The sequence below is a fragment of the Flavobacterium sp. AG291 genome, from assembly GCF_003350375.1.
Classification (GTDB): Bacteria; Bacteroidota; Bacteroidia; order Flavobacteriales; family Flavobacteriaceae; genus Flavobacterium; species Flavobacterium suzhouense.
Genome location: NZ_QQAR01000002.1, coordinates 120,367 through 140,402 on the forward strand (window position 1 = coordinate 120,367; position 20,036 = coordinate 140,402).

The window sequence follows — 20,036 nt, forward strand, 5'->3', positions numbered from 1 at the left end:
AAGCAACGTATGAACTTGAAATTATAACAGAAGTCGTAACTTATAATAAGGTTAAACCTTTCAGCTTATCGATGACAGCAGAAGAACTAAATAAACTTCGCTCGTGCACCAAAATGTTTATGAACCATGTTTATTGGTTTCAGCAGTCGTTTGGACTTTTGCCGAATCGTGAGCATCTTGGTACCAGCATTAACTTTTTAGACTTGCAGGAATTCAGAGATGAATTTTGCGAAGAGCTCATAAATACTATTCCGGAATGGGTATATAGTAATACAAAAGCTGAATGTATATTAAATGATTTACTATCCGAGGGGCGCTCGACCCTTAATGCACAAAGCGCCTTACGACAAAATACTTTTAAAAAGTTCAGGAACAGTGACAGCCGGGATATTACTCTTCAAGGACAATTTGGCGAGCTTTTATTATTTAACTTCCTACAGCATTTCTTTGACGCGATTCCATTGCTTCGAAAAATGCCTATTACCACCTCGACTGCTATGGAAAGATTTGGTGCGGATGCAATACATTACAATTATAAAGATGGAAAAAATCTTTTTTTTCTTGGCGAAGCGAAAACCTATACAGCCAACTACCGTTTCAATCAGGCGATCAAAGATGCTATTGAGAGCATACTTAACACTTACAAAAATCATCGAAAGGAGATGGGATTGTATATCTATGATTCCTTCATCAGTGATGAACTGATTGAAATTGCACGGAGTTACAAAAACGGCACACTCAAAGAAGCAGAAATCCATCTGGTTTCAATTATTACTTACTCAGAGACAAAAACTTTTGAAAAAAAATCCGAAAAGCAAATTAAGGAAGAGATTGAAAAAATAGTTGCCGATAGGGGCGCTAAAGTAGAACGTGCTGTATTTGAAATGATCGATATTGGCTTACACCCAAGATTCAATTATATCATATTTCCTGTGTGGGATCTGGATCAGCTTATAATTCAATTCCAAAATCTTATCGGCAAATGAATCAACCATTAAATCTTCTCAAAACACTTTATCGATTTGAACTTTTGGCTAATGCTCAAAAACTTAATTTGGTAGCTCCTTCAAATTCGTTAATCTTAAGTGAGACAATATTGATCGAAGCTATTTCGATTCTAAATGAACTTTCCATCCGCCCCAATGAGCTGCAGAAAAAGCAACTTGTCGCCATCAGCGCCTTGTTATGGACCTACCGTGATCCCTCATGGGACGGACTAAAGAATTATTTAGTACTCTTTTTATCGAGAGCTGGTTTTGCGCCGTCCTCCATCATGGTAGATGATAATTATCAAGAATCACAATATTCAGGTTCACCCAGCCTTATTAATCAATTTGCAATAACCTATGAACAGGCGACTTGTGAAATTACAGTAGCTAGCAAAACATTCCTTGTCAGCGAATTTCAAAAACAAATTTGGCAATCTATTGACCAGCATAATGTGGCTGGCATTTCTGCACCTACGTCTGCAGGAAAATCTTTCATAATCCTTCTAAAGGCTATTCACTTACTGCACCGTCGTGAAGGGATAATTATATATGTTGTACCGACCTTGAGTTTGGTATCGCAGGTAATGATGGATTTTAGGAATGCCCTTAATATGTTTAACATAGAATATTCATTAGAGTCAACATATAACAGTGCTGGCACAACTACAAAATCAATATATGTCCTTACTCAGGAAAAAGCTATTGCAGCATTTGCTCAAACTGAAAATCCTTTTGGAGATGTACGTATGGTGGTTATCGATGAAATCCAAAATGTTGAAAAAGTGGCCGACTCCGATGACCAACGGTCTAAAGTATTATATGACTTAATCATTGAATTATCGAATTCATCGGCAATCGACCATGTTGTAATCTCTGGTCCAAAAATCGTTAAGATAGATGAACTGGGTACTGCATTGTTTGGAGTAGAGGCAAAGAAAAATGAAACCGACGCATCTCCCGTATTGAACCTAACCTACTCCATTTCTAAGATTGGAAAGGATTTTTATCTGAATGTCTATTCTGATCTATTAGAGAATGTTGAGAATGTGAAAATAGAATACCCTGAGAAAATCCAAGGTTATGGAAAGGTGCTATATAATGATCCATTTTTAGGTTATGTAAAAACACTCATGGAATCATTTAAAAATGACGAATGTAGCCTCATTTTTTCACCTACATCTGATCAGTGCAGCAAAATAGCGGAATCAATAAGCGACGTAAATACAGGCTCAGACATTTTCCTTGAAGAGCTAGGTGACTTTATTGCCGGTAGTGTGCATCCCACCTTTCCGCTGTCACAAACGATTAAAAAAGGCGTTGCTTATCATCATGGAAAATTGCCATTCCATGCTCGTGTATTAGTAGAAGACGCTATTAGACAAAAGAAGATCAAAACAATCATTTCAACAACAACGCTTTTACAGGGTGTAAATCTCCCTGTACAAAATATAATTATTCGTAATCCGAATCTATTTATTCGGAAAAAAGACGAAAGCGTAAAATTATCAAACTACGAAATAGCTAATCTGAGAGGTCGTGCAGGCAGGTTATTAAAGGACTTCGTAGGCAGGACTTTTATCCTAGATGAAGAGAGTTTTAAAAATGATAAAAAAGAGAAGCTGGATCTATCCAAAAATTCGGGCAAAGAGATAAAAGTGGGGTATGGAGACCGTTATATTCAACATGCTAATCAAATAGCGTCAGACATCGAAAATAATGTTGGTAACACAATTGATAACCAGGAATACTCTTATCTGACTACATATTTAAGACAAGCGGTACTGCGACACGGCACAAATACGCAATTATTTTTATCACGAGTAGGCATCTATTTAAGTGACAAAGAGTTTGAACGAATACTACTATCGGTTAATAAGCTTAAAGTTAAAAGGGAAGTTTGCTCGAGGAACCGTTATTGGGATCCTGTAGATTTGTCTAATTTAAGTGAAACAGCACAATTATACCAACTGCCAACGAGTGCCTCAGAAGCAAACATATCCTACAAGTTGAACACAATTTTGCAAAAGCTGAAGGAAGATTTCCCAGTATATTATAATCGTTACTTTGGTATAAATAACACTAATGGCTTCCAGCACATCTTAAGAATGTCTATACTAGCCGAAAGTTGGCTAAAGGAAAAGCCTTTGGTTGACTTATTTTCAGATCCATATTATGACGATGCTTCAAAAATTGAAAAAACAATCAGCGACATACAGAATAAAATTTCCTATGGCTTACCATTATTGTTAAAACCACTATATGACATCAAACAGCCTGAAAATATGTTTATACGATTTATCGAACTGGGAGCGTTTCTTCCGATTACAAGAAAACTAATTGAACTCAATATACCACGTGAAACTGCCATACATATATCAAAAAATTTTGCATTTACTGATATTGACAACAAATATTCTGTTTTAAAGCAACTTAGGGATATCAAGCCGCAATTATTGTATTGGCATCAGGTCCAGCTCAATTCTATTTAAAAAAAGGGGATTTACATGCGATAAATCTCCCTTTTAATGATATATATCAATCCTATAACCAAGAATTTCTTTTTAGGTTATAATTACTTTTCCTTAGCACCATTAAAGATTACTTTTTCAACAATATAATATTCAGATTCACTTATTAGGTTGTTATACGTTTAAGAAAAACTTCCATCTCCTATCGTGATAGTAATATGCCGGAAAATTTCTGACGCTGTAGCTCTGTATATTACCTGAAAGTGTTAAAATTTGAAAGTTACCTTATAGGTTACTCATTTTCTTTTGGGTATTTTAAAACCAATACATCACGGCTTTTTCAGGCTGGTTCTAGAGTCTCTTGCTCCTGATTTTTTTTACTAAAATTAATTGAATCTAAATCGCAATTAGCAAACTCTTGTGTTATAAATAGCAAAGTCCAATTTAAATATTGAACTTTGTTGTTAAAACGAAAGCCTATTTCGACTCCGGATATAAAAACTTTTTTATATTTCCTTTAGTGATTTCAATAGTGTTATCGTGCAATTTAAAATTGTCGTCTGTTGCATTTTTGATTTCCAAAAGCTTAAACCAATTCTGCCATTGTTCTTGCAAAATATTCTCATCACAACTAGTCCCTTGATCCTTCTTCTCTTGTTTACTTCCTTTTTTGCGTTTATTGACTTCTAAAACCAAAACTTCAAGATTTGGAAAGTGTCGCCTACAATCATTAATAGCTTCGATTTTATTCTTTCTATTTAAACAGTAATTTTTTCTCTCTTCATAACTACCGGTATAAAAAGCTCTACCAGTTTCTTCTTTAGTTTCTGCTTCAAGATAGCCATCAGTCAGAATAATCAAAACATTTCTATAGTTATTGAAAAGATCAGGTTTCTGAATTCGTTCCGGCAAACTGTTATTAAAATATGTCAAGTAGTTTGCTCCGACCGGTTTCTTTTGAGCTAATGAATACATTTTATCAAGTGATGATTGAAATATACTTTCCTTCTTATCAAAATAGAACTTATTAATTTGCGCTTTTTTGTTCTTAGAAAGATCAAAAATCAAACTATCAGCAATTGTCAAAAATGCTCCTCCAGCCTGTTCCCTATCTGTAACATCTATTATCATCCGATCATTGGTTCCTTTATTGAATTGCGTAGCTTTTCTAAAAATTTCCCAAACATATCTAATTAATATTTTGTCAGTTTTGATTTGATCCGGATTATTGACCAAATCAATTATTCTATTTGACAAATCCGGAACCACAATAACATTAGTATTTATCGGGGCCGGTGGAAGCCAACTTATACAATCTTCAAGTTCTTTATCATTCAGGTTAAAACTAATAAGTCTTTTCTTCAAAGCATTAACAAATTCATCGTCTTCATGAAGCTCTTTTTTATTTTTTTGCCAAACCTCTTTAACTTCAGCTACATTGTAACATGACTTTAATTCATCAATCGCTTCCTGACTACTAGAATCCATTGAAAGAAGACTCATAAAAAGAATGAAGAAAATAAAAGAAGCACCTAATAATATAAGAGGCCTCTTAGACCTTTTATTATTCTTTTTTGCATTAGAATTTTCCATTTGAATACTCAGTTTTTATACTTAAAATCTTTTCCTCCAACCATTGATTACTGATAGATTCTGCATCTGATAATAACTCTTTGCTTTTAATTCTAAATGCTCCCACAGTATAAGCACCCCAGCCACCCATAAATTCTCCTACTGCAGCTCTAAAAGAAGGAATATTTACAGGGATTACTCCATTTTCATATCCTATAATATCTTGGTCTTTACCTGCAATTTCATCGGTTAACGTTAAAATTAGAGTTGAAAGGCTATTTATTTTCGAAACTATTGCACTCAACTCAACTCGTCTTTCATCAATTTTACTATCAATATTTCCAATAAGTATCTTATCCCTTTCATTTACCGTTTTCAAATAAGGATGGCTCAGAACGTAATTCAAAAGACCCCCCCAAATTACATACACAACAAATCCAAGCACCAAAACCAAATAAAAATTTATATCCTTGAAAATCATTGAATATTGCCATAACTCTGAAGTCAAACCACTATTAAATTCATTAGTATGTACACCCTGTGAAATTTTATAGCCTATAAAGGCATCTGCAATTAATGTAAGTGATAACAGTAAAATTATGGTCAAATATTTTTTAGGCTTTCCTTCTATTACATTCTTTTTATTTTTTTCAAGAGAATAATGTATTAAAAACTCGAGGCCAAGAAAAATAACTGGAAAGAGTATTATCAAAGCTAAAACACCTCCACTTTTGGCCTCACCAAATATATTTGGATTAATAAACCCTAAACTCCCCTCTTTTACACCATAGAAAGCTGAATATCCCGATGAAGAATAAAACACAAACAAATATAGAGTCAACAGAACAGTTATGAATGCTCCAATAACGAAAGGAATTGTATCAGTATTTTCATTATCTCCGTTTTTAATATCTACTTTTTCAAGTTCGAGTTCCTCTATTACTTTTTCTTTATTTGATTTTAAAGTTTCATTAGTTGTTAACTCTGCCTGAGTTTCATTTTTCCTGGCCTTGCTCTGTAACACCTCTGCTTTCAGTTTGGCAACTCTATCTTTAATGCCTTTTGCATCCAGTTTTTGTTCCTGGATAAATTTTTCATAAACATTTTCTAAAAAATTTAAAATTGCTTGTGGCCTTGATTTGGCATATTCTGCAGATTGAAAACCATAATCATGATAAGTAATCTGATCTTTTTCTTCAATATTTTCAATTTGAATCTCTTCCATTTTTTTAGTTGTTGATTTGTTGATATAGTTTTGTAAAGAATAAAAAAGAAATAATAACCCGGCCAGTATATCTATTGGTATCCATAATATCTTATTATACAGATAAACTGGCAGTATTGGATTAAAAATAATCGCAGTGATAATGTATAAGATTGCAATCTTATATGACAGTTCTCGATATGTTTTGATGGCTAATGAAATAGCACACAAAGTAACCAAGAAACGAAGAAATGTATAATAATGTATTGGTAATGGAAAAACAGCCGCAATTAGAGCTATCGCACAAATAAAACTAAGCCATTTCATACTAAAGAAATTTAAAGCAATAAATACCTAATACAGCCAATAATATTATCTGTAGTATACACCCACTATTGGATTTACCAGAAAACTTTTTACTATAAGTAACACCTTTAATACCTGTTTTTACAGACGTTCGTTTATTACTTATAGTACCATATTTTGTTCTCAAACTGGGAGAGATTCCAGACCTACTTACATTCAATCCTAATCCACCTCCCAGTTTAATTCTTTTTTGAACTCTAAATCCCATTTTAAGATGTATGACAAGGTTCACTACATGTTTTACATCCGTTAGCAGTAGAATATGTTTTTTTAGCCTCCTTCACTGCCCCTGTACAAGTGGAAAATTCCCCTAAGTACTTTTTATCGGAAGGCATATATCGACATCCTTCCTGATGCACTTCATGATCTCCATTAGATTGTGCACGATTGTTTACGTAATATTTTTTCATGATACTTTAATTTATTAAATATTGTTTTAGATAGATTTCAAGATATTTTCAGATATATATTCTTGATTTATTATAGAATTATCCGGCAAAATCATTTTCTTTTCACCACTAGTAGGATCTATAAATAATTGTACCCCATGTCTACAATTTTTGAAACGATAAACCAGTGATTTCATACCAGCAATTACCCCTGCATTTTTGGTATGTTCATATACATAGACAGAGCATGTTTTCTTAAATAAACATTTCCTTCTCATTCTCTTAGGAATCAACCAATATAATTGTATAACAAACATTAAGATATATTTCATTTTTTAAACACAGCCATTTGATTAGTTGTTGTATAACCCGGTTGAGCTCCAATACCAAAACATCCCGGATTTGGATGCACGAAAGTCGTAACGCTTTCTAAGCGTACATAAGTCCATCCTATATCCTCATGAGTTTTAATTAATGTAGCTAATTGATCAGCTACATGACCAGAATTTCCTTTTTTGGGATCAATTTCTGCAACAAATGGTATTACTTTATATTCCATATTACTAATTGCTTTAATGATTTATAATTATGAATTAATTTAACTTTAAATGGGGCTAATATTAGCCCCATAGAATTATGCATACTGGATTAATTGCCATGTAACTGCTCCACCGCCGTAAGGTGGCATTCTGTTGCCTTTTGCAATTGGAGCTGTAGTACTAGGTTTGCCTCCAACTCTCCAAACTCCGGACTCCGGACAAATTTCACCTGTCCTTGCTGTCGTACCAATTGATTTTCTTTCCATAAATTTGATTTAAAATTATATGACAAACCTACACATCTAAAAACCCAAGATTTTACGGTTTCCCTTATAATGGATTTTTATTTGATAACATCAAATAAAAAAAACGTCTTCATAAATGAAGACGTTTCTATAACCATATTTTTATATCTAAACCAGACCTATATCTTTTGCAATACTAACTAGATGAGTTGTATTGGTAGCTTGAAGAGAAGCTTTCATTTTAGTTATTCTTTTCTCAACACTACTTAAACTTACAAATCTTCTCCCCAGATTCTTTAGACTTTTAACAACTTCAGGTTGACTCATTCCAGTTGATAAAAGTTTTAAAATATCAATATCCAATTCATCAATTTCTGTTATTTCAGCAGGTTTTCTTAAATGGGCTAGATGAGGAGAAATATATTTTTCACCTTTAGAAACTTCATTAATAGCATTTAATAATTCAATCGCACTATCCCTACCTTTTGATACATATGCATCTACTTCAAGATCATCCATCAAATGTCTGATTTTGAAGCCTTTTTCATCTATTGAATAAACTATTATTTTAATAGATACATTTAAATCAATTATAGATGTAATGAGCTCCTCACCTGAGGTAATTTTTTCATCTCTATAGTTATTTTTAAATGATAGGTCAGTAATCAAAAGGTCAAAAGGGTCGTTATTAAGTTCCGCTTTTCTAATTTTCAATAGGGTTTCATCACAATATTTGCAGAATATAATCTCATGTGCCTTTAGATCATTCAATAATGATTTCAAACCAATACTTATACTATCAATATCTTCAGCGATAATAATTTTTTTAAACATAATTTAAACTGGAAAAGTTATACTTACAGAGAGTCCTCCATTAGACTCACTTTCAAAAATAATATTTCCGCTTATTACAGAAATACGGTTTTCCGTATTTGCTAAACCATTTGTATTAGAAAGTGAATTTTTATCAAAACCAACACCATTATCTTTATACTCAATCTTCAGGCTAGAGTTCACTTTTACAAATCTAATCGCTACTGTAGTGGCGTTACTATGCTTTTTCATATTTATCATTAATTCTTGAAGAACTCTATAAATTGCCACCTTTTTTAATTCATTTAAAGAATTGATGGTCTCCATTTGAAGATTAACTAAGATAACCTTGGTACTATAACTATTGTATTCAGATAGCATTTCTTTTAAACTATCGGCAAAACCAACACCCGTATCAATTGTACTATTTTCACGCGATATGTTTCTTGTTCTTTCATATACATTATCTAGCCCGGTAATAAGCTTATCTTTATTATTTTCATCCACCTCTAATGTCTCAGCAAAAGACAGGACTCTAAATACATCATTGGCTAATTCGTCATGGATTTTTTTAGATAAACGTTGTTCCGTTTTATAAACTTCCTTGGCCTTACCTTTTTTATAATTTAGTCTCAACAACCATAGAATAAGTATTGAAATAATGATAATTAGAATTGCTACTGCGAAAAGAAACTGACTTTTAATCTGTTCATTTTCAAACTCAAGATTCTTTCTTTTTATCTTTTCTTCTAATTTATCATTTTTATTCTGTTCTTCTTTCACATCATATCTTAGCTTAGCAAATTTATTATCAGCCTTTAAGCGGTAAGAATTAATACTATCCGTTACATACATAAAACTATTTATATAATAGTCTCTTATATTTCCTTCACTACTATTAATCAGAAATTTTAAGGCCTTTAATTTTTCATCTCCATTTTTTATTTCATTAGCTTTTAAATAAGCTTGAGAAGCATACGTATATGTTCTCTTAATGTCTTTATCAGAATAGTATTCCGCCAGATGTAAACAACTTGCTATGATTCCCTGGCTATCATTTTGCTGTTCTCTAATATTTAATGCTTCTAAAAAATAATGTATACCCCTACTATCATTCAACTTAACATAAACCTCACCAATACTACTTAATATCAAAGACTTATATTTAGGATTATCTAAAATGGCTTTAGACCTAATGAGATCATTTAATAGTTTCAAGGCATCGTCGAAGTGCCCCTGTTCCATGTAAATCATGGCTATATTATTATCAATAATACCTTTTCTAAGGGAATCCGTAATTATAGATTTTGATTTGTTGTAATATCGCAAAGCCTCATCGTAGTCCTTAAGCTTTCTTTTTACCATTCCTAATAAGTTATAGGCTGCGGCAAGGTATTCTGTGTTCTTAGCTTTTTCAAAATATGGTAATATTTGAGTTACGGCGGACTCACTACCATAGTAGTCCCCAGTTCCGTGATATAGCGTAGCTATTTTTAAAAGTGAATAATTTGCTCTTAAACTGTCGCCTGCTAAAAAGAAGTTCTTTTGAGATTTGTTATAATAATAAAGTGAACTATCATAGACATTACGTTTATGAAAAAATTCACCTTTTTGGAGCTCTTCTTGGGCTAACTTAAGTCGTTTCGGTGATACCGATAGTTTTTTTTGCTGGTCAACTGTAATACTTTTCTTATCGCATCCAATGAAGAATGTGATAAGAATAGATAAAAAAAGGGAATAAAATCGTAAGGTTGATTTCATTCCCCTAAGTTATAAAAAATTAATTATGGTTTAGATTTTACGATTCCTGACTTCAGTGGCGGCGGCGGCGGAGGTGGCGGAGGTGTAGGTAGATAGCCATCATCTGTAGCATATTCCTCGTGTGTACCAGTACCATCCTGATTAGGAACATCAACTGAGCATGAAATTAATGAATAAGTAAAAAATGTAATCATTATACCCTTGAAAATGAAAGTTTTCATAATTTTAGAAATATTAAAATTTAGACATGGGAAATCACCTCCGGGTATTTCCGGATAGAGGCTCTTACCTCCGATTTCGTTCATAATTCTGGGAAGTGGATAGTGTGCTGAAACGGAAAGAAATTTTTATACTTCCCGGATAATTATCTCAGTCCGTACAGCGACACTATGATGATTTTAGTTTTGTACATGGCTCCATCGCGCTAATGGTTCCGAACTAATTTCATGGCAAAGTAAATACTGATATAGCGCTGGAAACGATTGCTTTTCCAGCATTTCCAGATGTTTCCAATAATTCCTGAAAAATCCAAATGTTTCCATAAATCACCTACACATGAACCCTCCAAAAACCTTTGATAACTATCAAATTCTGGTAAGGAATGAATTTGAAAAAAAGAAAAATGACCTATATGCAGGACAATTAATTTCACCAAGTACAGGTACTTTAAAAGATCTATTATTGATTTGTTATGATAAGTCTTTATCTCAGGATAAAGAAATTTTTAACCGTTTCTATGGTTTAAAATCAGATAAAGAAGGTCATAAACAGATTGAAGAATCTAGTCCGGATAAATTAAGATCATTAAGATCTTTTTTAATGGGGATTACAAATTCTCCTTCTAATTATATAGTTGAGCTTACAGCTATCTTAATTGATTTCAATCCAAGACCATATGGGAAGTATCTTAATGAAGATCCTTTAGAGCAGTCAAAAAATGAAAATCAACCAGAAGACATTATAAATACCTCTGAGAATATTCCGAAAGAAACGGAAACTCAAATAATAATTCAAAATAAATCAAATAGAAGATGGACACCATTATTTATAATCATTGTATTGATTATTGGAATTTTATCATTCAATGTCTTTATTATGGATTGCAATCTTATGGTATGGAAAAATGATCATTACGAAAAAGTGGATTGTAAAACCATAGAAGATGATACTTTAGGAAAATCTTATATAAAATTAAATGAATATCTCCTTTCAAATATGAAGAAGATAAAAGTAGACTCAAGCACTACTTTTTTCAATAAGGATGGTACAGCTTGTATTTGGTACTATAAAATATCTGATAATGAGCTAGAATATTTTACGGCTCCTGGAATTCATCCTGAAACAGGTAAAACCCTAAAAGCTATTACTTCATATATGATTGAAGGATATGTTACCAATAGAAAAAATGATGTAGGAAAAAGGAAACCGTAAAATCATTATTAAGTAAAAAAATAGATTTGAATTATATAATTCAAATCTATTTTTTATGAAAAACTTTATTTTATTGCTAGTAGTAATCTTTTTTACCTCATGTACAACCTATCTAACTGTTACCCTTGAAAAAGAAGTAATCCTTTATAAAACAAAAAAGAAAAATGACTCTTTGCATGTTATTCCTGCAAACACGCAAGTTTATCTTTCAAAGAGAAATAAAAAATATCGTAGAATAAAATATGACAATTACTATGGATGGGTAATTAATCCAATATATACAGAGAGTGTAAATGAAGTTAAAACAACAACTTCAACATCAAGCTATCAAACAAAAAGTAATAATATGTCATCCGGAGGATCAGTACATGTAAAAGGGTATACCAGAAAAGATGGTACATATGTCAGACCTCACACTAGAAGCAGATCCAAAAAACATTAATAAAGTTTTAAATACATAATAATTTATAACAAATATTATTCTATAACATTCTGAAATTATTAAAGCTAAAATAAATAAACTCTCTCCGATTCGGAGAGAGTTTATTATTTATAAATCTTTATAACGTTTGGTTACAGGCAATTTACACAACTCAATCCCGATAACTATCGAGAGATATAGTAGCCAGCAAGTTTATGGCTGGTATCTCAAACCACCATAAACGAAACACACCTGTTTCGATAGGTAATGACTTAGGACTGGTTGGTGCCGTGTTGCAACTTATTATTGCCTTACTGGTTATTGTTGGAGCGGTTCTGCATTGGACTTGGAAACGGTTATAAAACAAAAGGATGAACATTGCTGCTCATCCTTTTTATAGTTTTTAAACATCCTGATTTAACGCAAGAAAATTCTTAACTTATTTAGTCGTTTCTATAAGGTTCTGGAATAACGTAAGTATCTTTAAATTGAATATTTTTACACTTATTTTCTTCGTACCATTCTATCCATTTTTTATGGTCTCGTTCGAATACACCTATTGGATAAGTTCTGGAGTAATTCATAATTTGATTAGTCGAAACGGGTGCATAATTTGAAATAAAAATTACAGATTGTCTAAATTTTGCATCTTGCAAAACCCCAATATTATCCTCAATATTTTTAACATGATTAAAAAAAGTTTCTTTAAATAGCACGTTTTCATCACATCTATTTAAGTTAGACGATTTACACGAAAGTAAAATTGGAATTAAAATTGTAATTAATATCTTTTTCATAATTATGGGATTTTAGTTTTTGTTACATTTATACCTCCAGTAGAAGCGTTCGGAGTTACTACTTGTGATGTTTTGGTACCGTCTCGCTCGTAATGTATATTATCACCAGTTAAATGGTCCTCTGCTCTATAATTATCATTAACTTTATTTTCAGCAGTCCTTACCGCGATTTTATGCATAGCTGTGGCTCCAGCTGGATAGGTTCCTTTTATGTCACCAGCCTCTGCTTTCAATTGTTGTTCCTTTGTTTCATGCGCTAGTACTCCAGCAGTTGTTGCTCCACCAGGACCTGCTTTATCAAATTCTTGCATGTCGCCAATATCTAATATATTATCTTGTAGAGAGGCAACGGTAACAGATGCATCGTTGTTTACAATTTCTACATCTGCTACGGCAGGACTATTAATTGCATCTTTAAATACATCGATAAATGCTTGCTGTTGAGCAGTTATTGTACCTGAATATCCTGTAGAATTTAATGTTACATTACCATTTTTATCATATCCTACAGTATACATACCACCAGTTCCTTGCTTAACAGTATCTTCATAAGCTGTTTTACTTGCTGCATTAGCAAAGGTTGGATGAATTATTTCTGGCCCCATACCATCTGGGTCAATGAATCTCATAGGATTATTAAAACAATAGTTATAGGGACTGTGTCTCCTCATTTGTTCTGCCAACGGGTCAATATTAAACCATCTACCTATTGCAGGGTCATAATTCCTTGCTCCATAATCGTACAAGTTAAGCCCCAGCTCGTCTTGCTGCTCTTTGCCGTTGTACTTATACTTATAAGTAGCATCTGAAGCATTTATTACTGGTGTTATTACAACAAATGGCTCAGTCTGAAATTCCCTCAACATTTGCTGTGCACTTGTATAACCATTATGCTTTAATCCAAACGGATAATAGTGATTTTCCTCAAGTATTTTAAGAATACCATCAGCAGGGTCAACAGTATAGCTAACCCTCGTATTACCTAAATGATCTTTGTAATTGAAAACATAATTATGTATACCTAAACTTGGAGCACTAACTCCCCAAGTTACTTTTACGTATCCTTCCGGAGTTGGATAAAAATCTAGTACGTTATTAGTATATTGAAATCCTGACAAATAATCTGTTGTGGTAATTAAACTCCCGTCGGTTACAACTTTCTGTACTTTAGCACCATCTGCATTGTAAATATAGTTAATTTTTTGTGTACTACTATTATTAAACACAATTACCAAAGGCAAGTTCCGATGATTGTAAGTTATTGACGTGATACCCTTATTTTGATCCGAAGTCAGATTCCCATTATTATCGTATGTATAATCATTTACAGTATTAGTTGGACTATCTTTAAAACCCTTCGGATGAGCAGATGCATCAACAACTTTTAATAACCTATCTTTAATTGTAGTATCGTAAGTATAGGTGAGATCATCTATCTCTATAGTCGAGGATGATGTGTCGCTTTCGCCATTACGCTCAATATTTCTAATATTACCGTTCCCATCATAGTAAATCATTTCATTATAAGAGTTCCTGATAGGTACACTGGCAGTTGGAATATAATAGTATGCTCCGGTAAGCTGATCTTGCGAATCATAAGAGTATCCATATGCTCTTTTTATATTATCACTTGGAGTACGCCAAAATGTCTCGGAAATATTTCCATTATAGAGTGATTTAACCCTACCATTCATTGTTTGGGATATAGTATCCTGATAACTTATTTTAAAGGCAAAGAGATCCTGTGGATCATTTGGTAAAGCTAAATCCTTTGTATTATTTATTTCTTTTAGCCAACCTCTTATATTATATTTATAGTCCACTTTTTGTAAGGCTGCTACTCCGCTAATATCAGTACCTCCAACATTTTTCCTGATAAGCTGACCAATTTCATTATAGGTGTTATAAGCCATAAGCTGAGGTGCTAAAGTACCTATTTTATGACTATGACTCAAGATTCTGTCCTGATTCGTATAAACTAAATCTTCTCTCGTTGTGTATGTATTAGAAAGGGATGTACGCCTGTTACTTGTTATTGAATAAACCAAAGAACCATCAAAATCAAGTTTATTACTTACTATGGCATATCCTCCCAAATGATTTGCTGTTCTGTTACGAATAACCCTACCTTTAACGTCATACATTATATAAGAAACTTCATTTTTAGTCTCAGATGCAGTAGTTGGTACCCGAGTCCATGAACCGGTTGGAAGCCCCGTTACAACAGAAGCTACACTTTGTCCTTCAATACTAAGAAATGGCGGATTTCCGGGGGAACCTGCAAACTTATAGTTATCATAATAATTTACCTTCAGTATTTTAAATCCAATTGGTAAAACAAAGTTTGACGGCAAGATATAATCAACAGTAACCCCATCTATGGTAGTTGAACCTGCTTGATTGTAACGTGTCAAATTTATAGTTGAATTATTATTATTTTGTAGAGCTGCACGTGCTGAAGAATCAATGCCGGTCGCTGGAAACCATCCCGAAATACTTAACCTTCCATAAGCATCATACAAATTATACATCCATCCTTCCTCACCAGTACCAAATGGTGAGTATACCGGACCTGTTGCCACTACCCTGTCTTGCGCATCATAAACAATATATTCCCATTGTTTTCCTGGAATTCTTTTTTCTACATTTCTGTTCCTATCATCATATTTATATTGATAACATGTCCCATCGCTGAGCGCACTCGATGAAAGCGGGGGTAGAACATAAGTCAGGTTTCCGAATTGATCATATACGTAATATGTATTCCGTGCAGAATATGTAGTTAATCCCGAGGAAGCTGTATATGAATTATATACTCTTTTTAAAATTAGTTTACCGTCGGCATCTTTAAACTCTTCAGTTGTATTCATCTTTGATGCAGTAAAAGAACCTGTATATATTGCTGCGGCTTTATTCTCATCCTGAATAATGGTTTTATACAGCTTTCCTGCTTCATAATTACCATTGGAAACAAAAGTAATATCATACAGCTTTGTGGATGAATTCCATGTAGCTGTTGCATTTAATTTTTTTGTCTCATTAGCAATATTTGTTAAATATGCGTATTTGACAGTATGATCATTTTGATCAGTTGTACTAACTTGCCATTCACCACCAGGAGCAGCCTGTCTTAAAGTCCTGCTAAGTGGTGATTCCTCAAAAATGGTCTGACTATAGGGATTCGGTGCATAAAATCCGTTCATTGTATAATATGCATTAGTATTGCCAACCGGAGACATATCAAACTCAAGATTTGAATTAGCAGACGGATATGGGAGGTATTGCTTATCCTGTCTCCCATAGTTATCGTATTCTATGTGAGTTATTATGTCTTTTCCACTTGCAGATTTTTTGCCTTGTATTTGTTGAATTGGCCTCCCTAATCCATCAAGATATACTACATCAACCTGGGCAAGATCAGGATTAGATACAGATGTAAAATTTCTGTAGGTTAGAGTCTTAACATAATTCTTAGATGTAGTTTGCCCAATCATTATAAAAGGGAGTACAAGTAATATATATATTATTTTGTTTTTCATTTTAAATAGATTATGGCTTATAGTTGTATTTATATTCGGACATAATATAATTATTAGCATCCCTAATAAATTCGAGACGGCCAACGCTGTCATATTGATAAGTAGTTTTTAATCCTTTGGGATCGATAATAGTAGAAATTCCCAGCAATAATTTATAGGTGTAAGAAGTTACCATACTGTCTTTTAACGCTATGTCGTTTCTTAGCGCTGATAAAGCCGATAACAAAGTAGTTTCTGTACCTGTATCAGAAGCCGATTGTATTGAAGAAATAAGTCCGGAAGGAATTGCGCTATATTGTATATTTTCAATCATTGCTACAGGAAGGGATAAATTATATCCATAAATTAAGCAGGTACGTTTCCCTCCAATTTCATATTCAATTAAATTCCCGTTGGCATCATATCTTAAATAATTTACTTTATAACCTAGATTTTCGTCTCCTTTATAAAGCTTTTTTAAGGTGGGATGAAATATATCCGGATATTGATAACCATTTGAACCTAGTCTTCTATAATATTCAGTCCTTTCAGTACTTACTAAAGTAGAATTAATATAGCTTTTAATTTCAGTTGGTATATTAATAGTATTGTTAGCGACCATTTGTTGTAATGTATTAGAATTTGGGTCACTACTATTAAAATTATAAGGATATTTGAAATATTTCTCTGTTATATCACCTGTGATCGATGTTTTTTGTTCATAGCTCAGTTGATTATAACTATCGTAACTATAGTTTATATTTTCAACAAGCGCAGGTGAACCCGTTATATACTCTTCAGTAATGGTTTTTTTAAGAAGGCTTTGCCCACTTATAATAGGATAAAACCCTATTAGGTAATCAGGATAGTAATATGTTTCGTCAGTATATACGTAAAAATTACCTTGTATTCCAACCTTCATACCCCAATTGACATCATTTACTACTTTCTGATATTCATTGGTTTGCTTTTTAATGAGTGCTCCACTTGCATTTTTTATTTCCATTACCTTTATTAAACCATTTGAAGGAAGCTGAATTGGTTCCGGAATAGACAGATCAGTATATGCACCATACCCTATTGCAGCTGAACTTACAGGCTGATTTTGGTAATACTCGACAACAGCACCATTTGGAGTATTCTGGAGATCATTTGAAACCTGGATTTCGGTAACTTTATCATATCCTACAAGAAATCCTTTTGCATTTTGTGAAGCAGAAATAAAACTATTAGAAGACAATACACATTTAGTACCTATAAAAGTACGCATCGGTGGGATTTGGTTTTCACTTTGAAATTCCGTCCAATAATATTTGAATGAAGCTTTATTCAAAAAAACTGGAGCCGACATTAATTTCCCTCCTTCATACGTATAGTTCTTTTTCATAGCAATCTGTCCGGCGCCTGTTTGGGAAACTACGGAAGCCAGCCGCATTCCTGCACCTTTTGAAAGTGCCGGTAGAGGAGTTATGTCTTTAAAAGTTAACTGAAGATTTGCCTGGCTTGTATTCGAAGGATAGCTGTATGTCCCACAGCCTCCTCGTACCTCAAATACAATAATACCTTTTGGCAGATTGAAAGTAAGATCATTTATAAATTTTTCAATGGGATCGTTGTAGGCTTTTTGAACATAAATAACATTATTTATATAGGTATTATACTGAGAATTCGTACCATTGATAAATCCATTAATTCCCATCACACCATTCAGTCCGTATGAACTCAGCCCCCCTAAACTTTCAAGGTAAGCCATCAGTTCCGGCTTGAATACCTGAATTTTCACATAACAATTTGCATAAGCATTTGGATCCGTGCATCCTAAAGTACTTAACTGTGCACTACCCTTAAACAAAGTATAATCTGCTGTAAGATAAACTGATTGTGTGGTTGTAGGGGTTAAAGTTGAAACACTGATATACTTATTCGCATCATAAGAAATATCAGGTATTCCTACATTGTCAAAGGTATTCATCTCCCAATTAAATGTTGTGTATCCTCCGGTCGGATAATTAATTTTTTCCAATATTCCAGCCCTACAGTATTGTGGTGATGGGCTGCGGTTATTGTTGTAATATTTTACAAATTTTTGATTATTTTGTTCCAAATTGAAACTATAGATGTTAGGCATAAAAGATGTGTTACCAGAAATTCCGTTATAATAACCCCAAAAATCTACAGCATAGGAGGTTTTCTTGGGCAGTGTCTGGGAATTATATTCAAACGTATATGGCTTAATACCTACCTCCTGTACAGCTACAAGTTTTAATCTTTGAGTTAATTCCTGAGTAGTCTTATCCGCAGAATATCCTCCAAAATTTAATTCTGTATCCCAATTTGTACCTGATGTATTTGCTACAAAATAATCGTACGTGAAATTAAAATCTTTTATATATTCTCCTTTAGTATTTCTAACTTCAATTTTGTCCAGTTTACGCCCTTCTTTTAAATCTGTTCTGGATGAAGAAGCAAAATTAACAGTACCTGCTGAAAAATTAATTGATGACAAATATGTATAATTCTGCTGTGTAGCAAGTCTTGATGTGACTTCACCGTCAGTTAGGGGAAAGCCCCCCATACCTGTAGTCATTGAAATCTGGTAATCAGTAAAATTTTTACTGATCATTGGTAAATTTTTACTAACAGCGGTTGTAATGTAATTATAAGTAATTACATCTCCATTATTTGTTGTTATTTGGGTTAACTTGTAAACTCTTGATGTTTTCTCTTCAGATTTTGTTATATCAATAGCTGAAGAAAGCCCTGCTGTTTCTGTATTGGAAAAATTTAGGATTGCCTGTGTTTCTTCTTTTAATTCAAATAGAAATCTGTGCCCATCCGGAACACTTATAACAAAACTTGGTTGCAGGTTGGATGTATTTGAATTGGAAGGAATGATAGTTATATTTTTATCCGTTACACATTCAAATTTTCCGGTCTTCCAATCTAGCGTAAATTCACCGGAATAGTTAAGCACTGAAAATGTAAACTTATCAGGCGTTGTGTCCATAAGGCCTGTAGCCAACATTTCATTGAAACCACAAGCATTAAATGCGAGCAAATCATCTAAATTAGAACGCTCTAAAAAAAAAGGGGTGTTTGAAGCCCAAAGGCTTTCAGGATTTACAGGGCTTTGATAAGCAATCATACAGTCAATGCCGGAATAATTTCTATTTTTATAGTATCCGAAATCATCCGTGCCCTGAACGTTTTGTACTATACTACCTTCAGCTTGTAAAGCCCAACCTAGCCCAACCCAACCGGCTTCCTCAACAACTTTGATACCATTTGAAGTATAAGATAAGGAAATAGGAATTTCCAGCCCTTTGGCTTTTACCGTATATATAGGAATGGTTACCTGAGGAGTACCTGTATATTTGCCTATGGGCATATCACCGAACCTCATAAATTGTGATGCCTGTGGATTTTTTGGCATCATATCAGGTGCTAATGTCTTGCTGTTAACCTGTCCCAATACATTTATTGAGAATAATAAACAGATTATATATAAATATCTCATGTATGT

Annotated in this window: 16 protein-coding genes; 4 read left to right on the forward strand and 12 right to left on the reverse strand. The window is 33.2% G+C overall.

Features of this window, described 5'->3' with window-relative positions:
* Positions 1-71 precede the first annotated feature (71 nt).
* Positions 72-986, forward strand: a complete 915-nt coding sequence (locus tag DEU42_RS02590; RefSeq protein WP_114756717.1) for a DUF1837 domain-containing protein — start codon at positions 72-74, stop codon at positions 984-986.
* On the forward strand, positions 983-3,478 hold the full coding sequence (locus DEU42_RS02595; RefSeq protein WP_114756718.1) for a DEAD/DEAH box helicase: 2,496 nt from the start codon (positions 983-985) through the stop codon (positions 3,476-3,478). Before DEU42_RS02590 ends, DEU42_RS02595 begins: the two co-directional genes overlap by 4 nt.
* A 456-nt stretch (positions 3,479-3,934) precedes the next feature.
* Here DEU42_RS02595 and DEU42_RS02600 read toward each other — a convergent pair whose 3' ends face one another.
* The 9 genes from DEU42_RS02600 to DEU42_RS02640 form a co-directional block, all read right to left on the reverse strand.
* Complete coding sequence (locus DEU42_RS02600) at positions 3,935-5,050, reverse strand: hypothetical protein (protein WP_114756719.1); 1,116 nt, start codon at positions 5,048-5,050, stop codon at positions 3,935-3,937.
* Positions 5,037-6,560 carry a DUF6804 family protein gene (locus tag DEU42_RS02605; RefSeq protein WP_147278046.1) on the reverse strand — a complete coding sequence of 508 codons (1,524 nt, stop codon included), beginning with the start codon at positions 6,558-6,560 and terminating at the stop codon, positions 5,037-5,039. The genes DEU42_RS02600 and DEU42_RS02605 overlap by 14 nt, the downstream gene beginning before the upstream one ends.
* A gap of 248 nt (positions 6,561-6,808) precedes the next feature.
* Positions 6,809-7,009, reverse strand: coding sequence for a hypothetical protein (locus DEU42_RS02615; RefSeq protein ID WP_114756722.1), 201 nt, complete (start codon positions 7,007-7,009; stop codon positions 6,809-6,811).
* Positions 7,010-7,035: 26 nt separating this feature from the next.
* Positions 7,036-7,320, reverse strand: coding sequence for a membrane protein insertion efficiency factor YidD (gene yidD / locus DEU42_RS02620; protein WP_114756723.1), 285 nt, complete (start codon positions 7,318-7,320; stop codon positions 7,036-7,038).
* Entirely contained in the window at positions 7,317-7,547 is a 231-nt protein-coding gene (locus tag DEU42_RS02625) for a hypothetical protein (protein ID WP_114756724.1), read from the reverse strand. Before DEU42_RS02625 ends, yidD begins: the two co-directional genes overlap by 4 nt.
* Positions 7,548-7,622: 75 nt before the next feature.
* Positions 7,623-7,793, reverse strand: coding sequence for a hypothetical protein (locus DEU42_RS17495; protein WP_199509037.1), 171 nt, complete (start codon positions 7,791-7,793; stop codon positions 7,623-7,625).
* A 147-nt stretch (positions 7,794-7,940) separates the two neighbouring features.
* Positions 7,941-8,606: a response regulator transcription factor gene (locus DEU42_RS02630; RefSeq protein ID WP_114756725.1), complete on the reverse strand. Its 666-nt coding sequence runs from the start codon at positions 8,604-8,606 to the stop codon at positions 7,941-7,943.
* Between the two features lie 3 nt (positions 8,607-8,609).
* Positions 8,610-10,346, reverse strand: coding sequence for a tetratricopeptide repeat-containing sensor histidine kinase (locus DEU42_RS02635; RefSeq protein WP_114756726.1), 1,737 nt, complete (start codon positions 10,344-10,346; stop codon positions 8,610-8,612).
* Positions 10,347-10,369: 23 nt separating this feature from the next.
* Positions 10,370-10,567, reverse strand: a complete 198-nt coding sequence (locus DEU42_RS02640) for a hypothetical protein (RefSeq protein ID WP_147278047.1) — start codon at positions 10,565-10,567, stop codon at positions 10,370-10,372.
* Positions 10,568-10,901: 334 nt separating this feature from the next.
* On the opposite strand from DEU42_RS02640, the gene DEU42_RS02645 reads away from it, so the two are divergent.
* Positions 10,902-11,777 carry a hypothetical protein gene (locus tag DEU42_RS02645; protein ID WP_114756728.1) on the forward strand — a complete coding sequence of 292 codons (876 nt, stop codon included), beginning with the start codon at positions 10,902-10,904 and terminating at the stop codon, positions 11,775-11,777.
* 55 nt (positions 11,778-11,832) lie between these two features.
* On the forward strand, positions 11,833-12,219 hold the full coding sequence (locus DEU42_RS02650) for a hypothetical protein (protein ID WP_114756729.1): 387 nt from the start codon (positions 11,833-11,835) through the stop codon (positions 12,217-12,219).
* 422 nt (positions 12,220-12,641) lie between these two features.
* Here the strand turns inward: DEU42_RS02650 and DEU42_RS02655 are convergent, their stop codons facing one another.
* Genes DEU42_RS02655 through DEU42_RS02665 form a run of 3 tightly spaced genes read right to left on the reverse strand, consistent with a single transcriptional unit; the run spans position 12,642 to position 20,030 of the window.
* Positions 12,642-12,995, reverse strand: a complete 354-nt coding sequence (locus DEU42_RS02655; protein WP_114756730.1) for a hypothetical protein — start codon at positions 12,993-12,995, stop codon at positions 12,642-12,644.
* Positions 12,996-12,997: 2 nt separating this feature from the next.
* A complete protein-coding gene (locus DEU42_RS02660; protein ID WP_158537846.1) occupies positions 12,998-16,534 on the reverse strand; it encodes a DUF6443 domain-containing protein in 3,537 nt (1,178 codons plus the stop codon).
* A 10-nt stretch (positions 16,535-16,544) separates the two neighbouring features.
* Positions 16,545-20,030: a hypothetical protein gene (locus DEU42_RS02665; RefSeq protein WP_147278048.1), complete on the reverse strand. Its 3,486-nt coding sequence runs from the start codon at positions 20,028-20,030 to the stop codon at positions 16,545-16,547.
* Between the last annotated feature and the right edge of the window lie 6 nt (positions 20,031-20,036).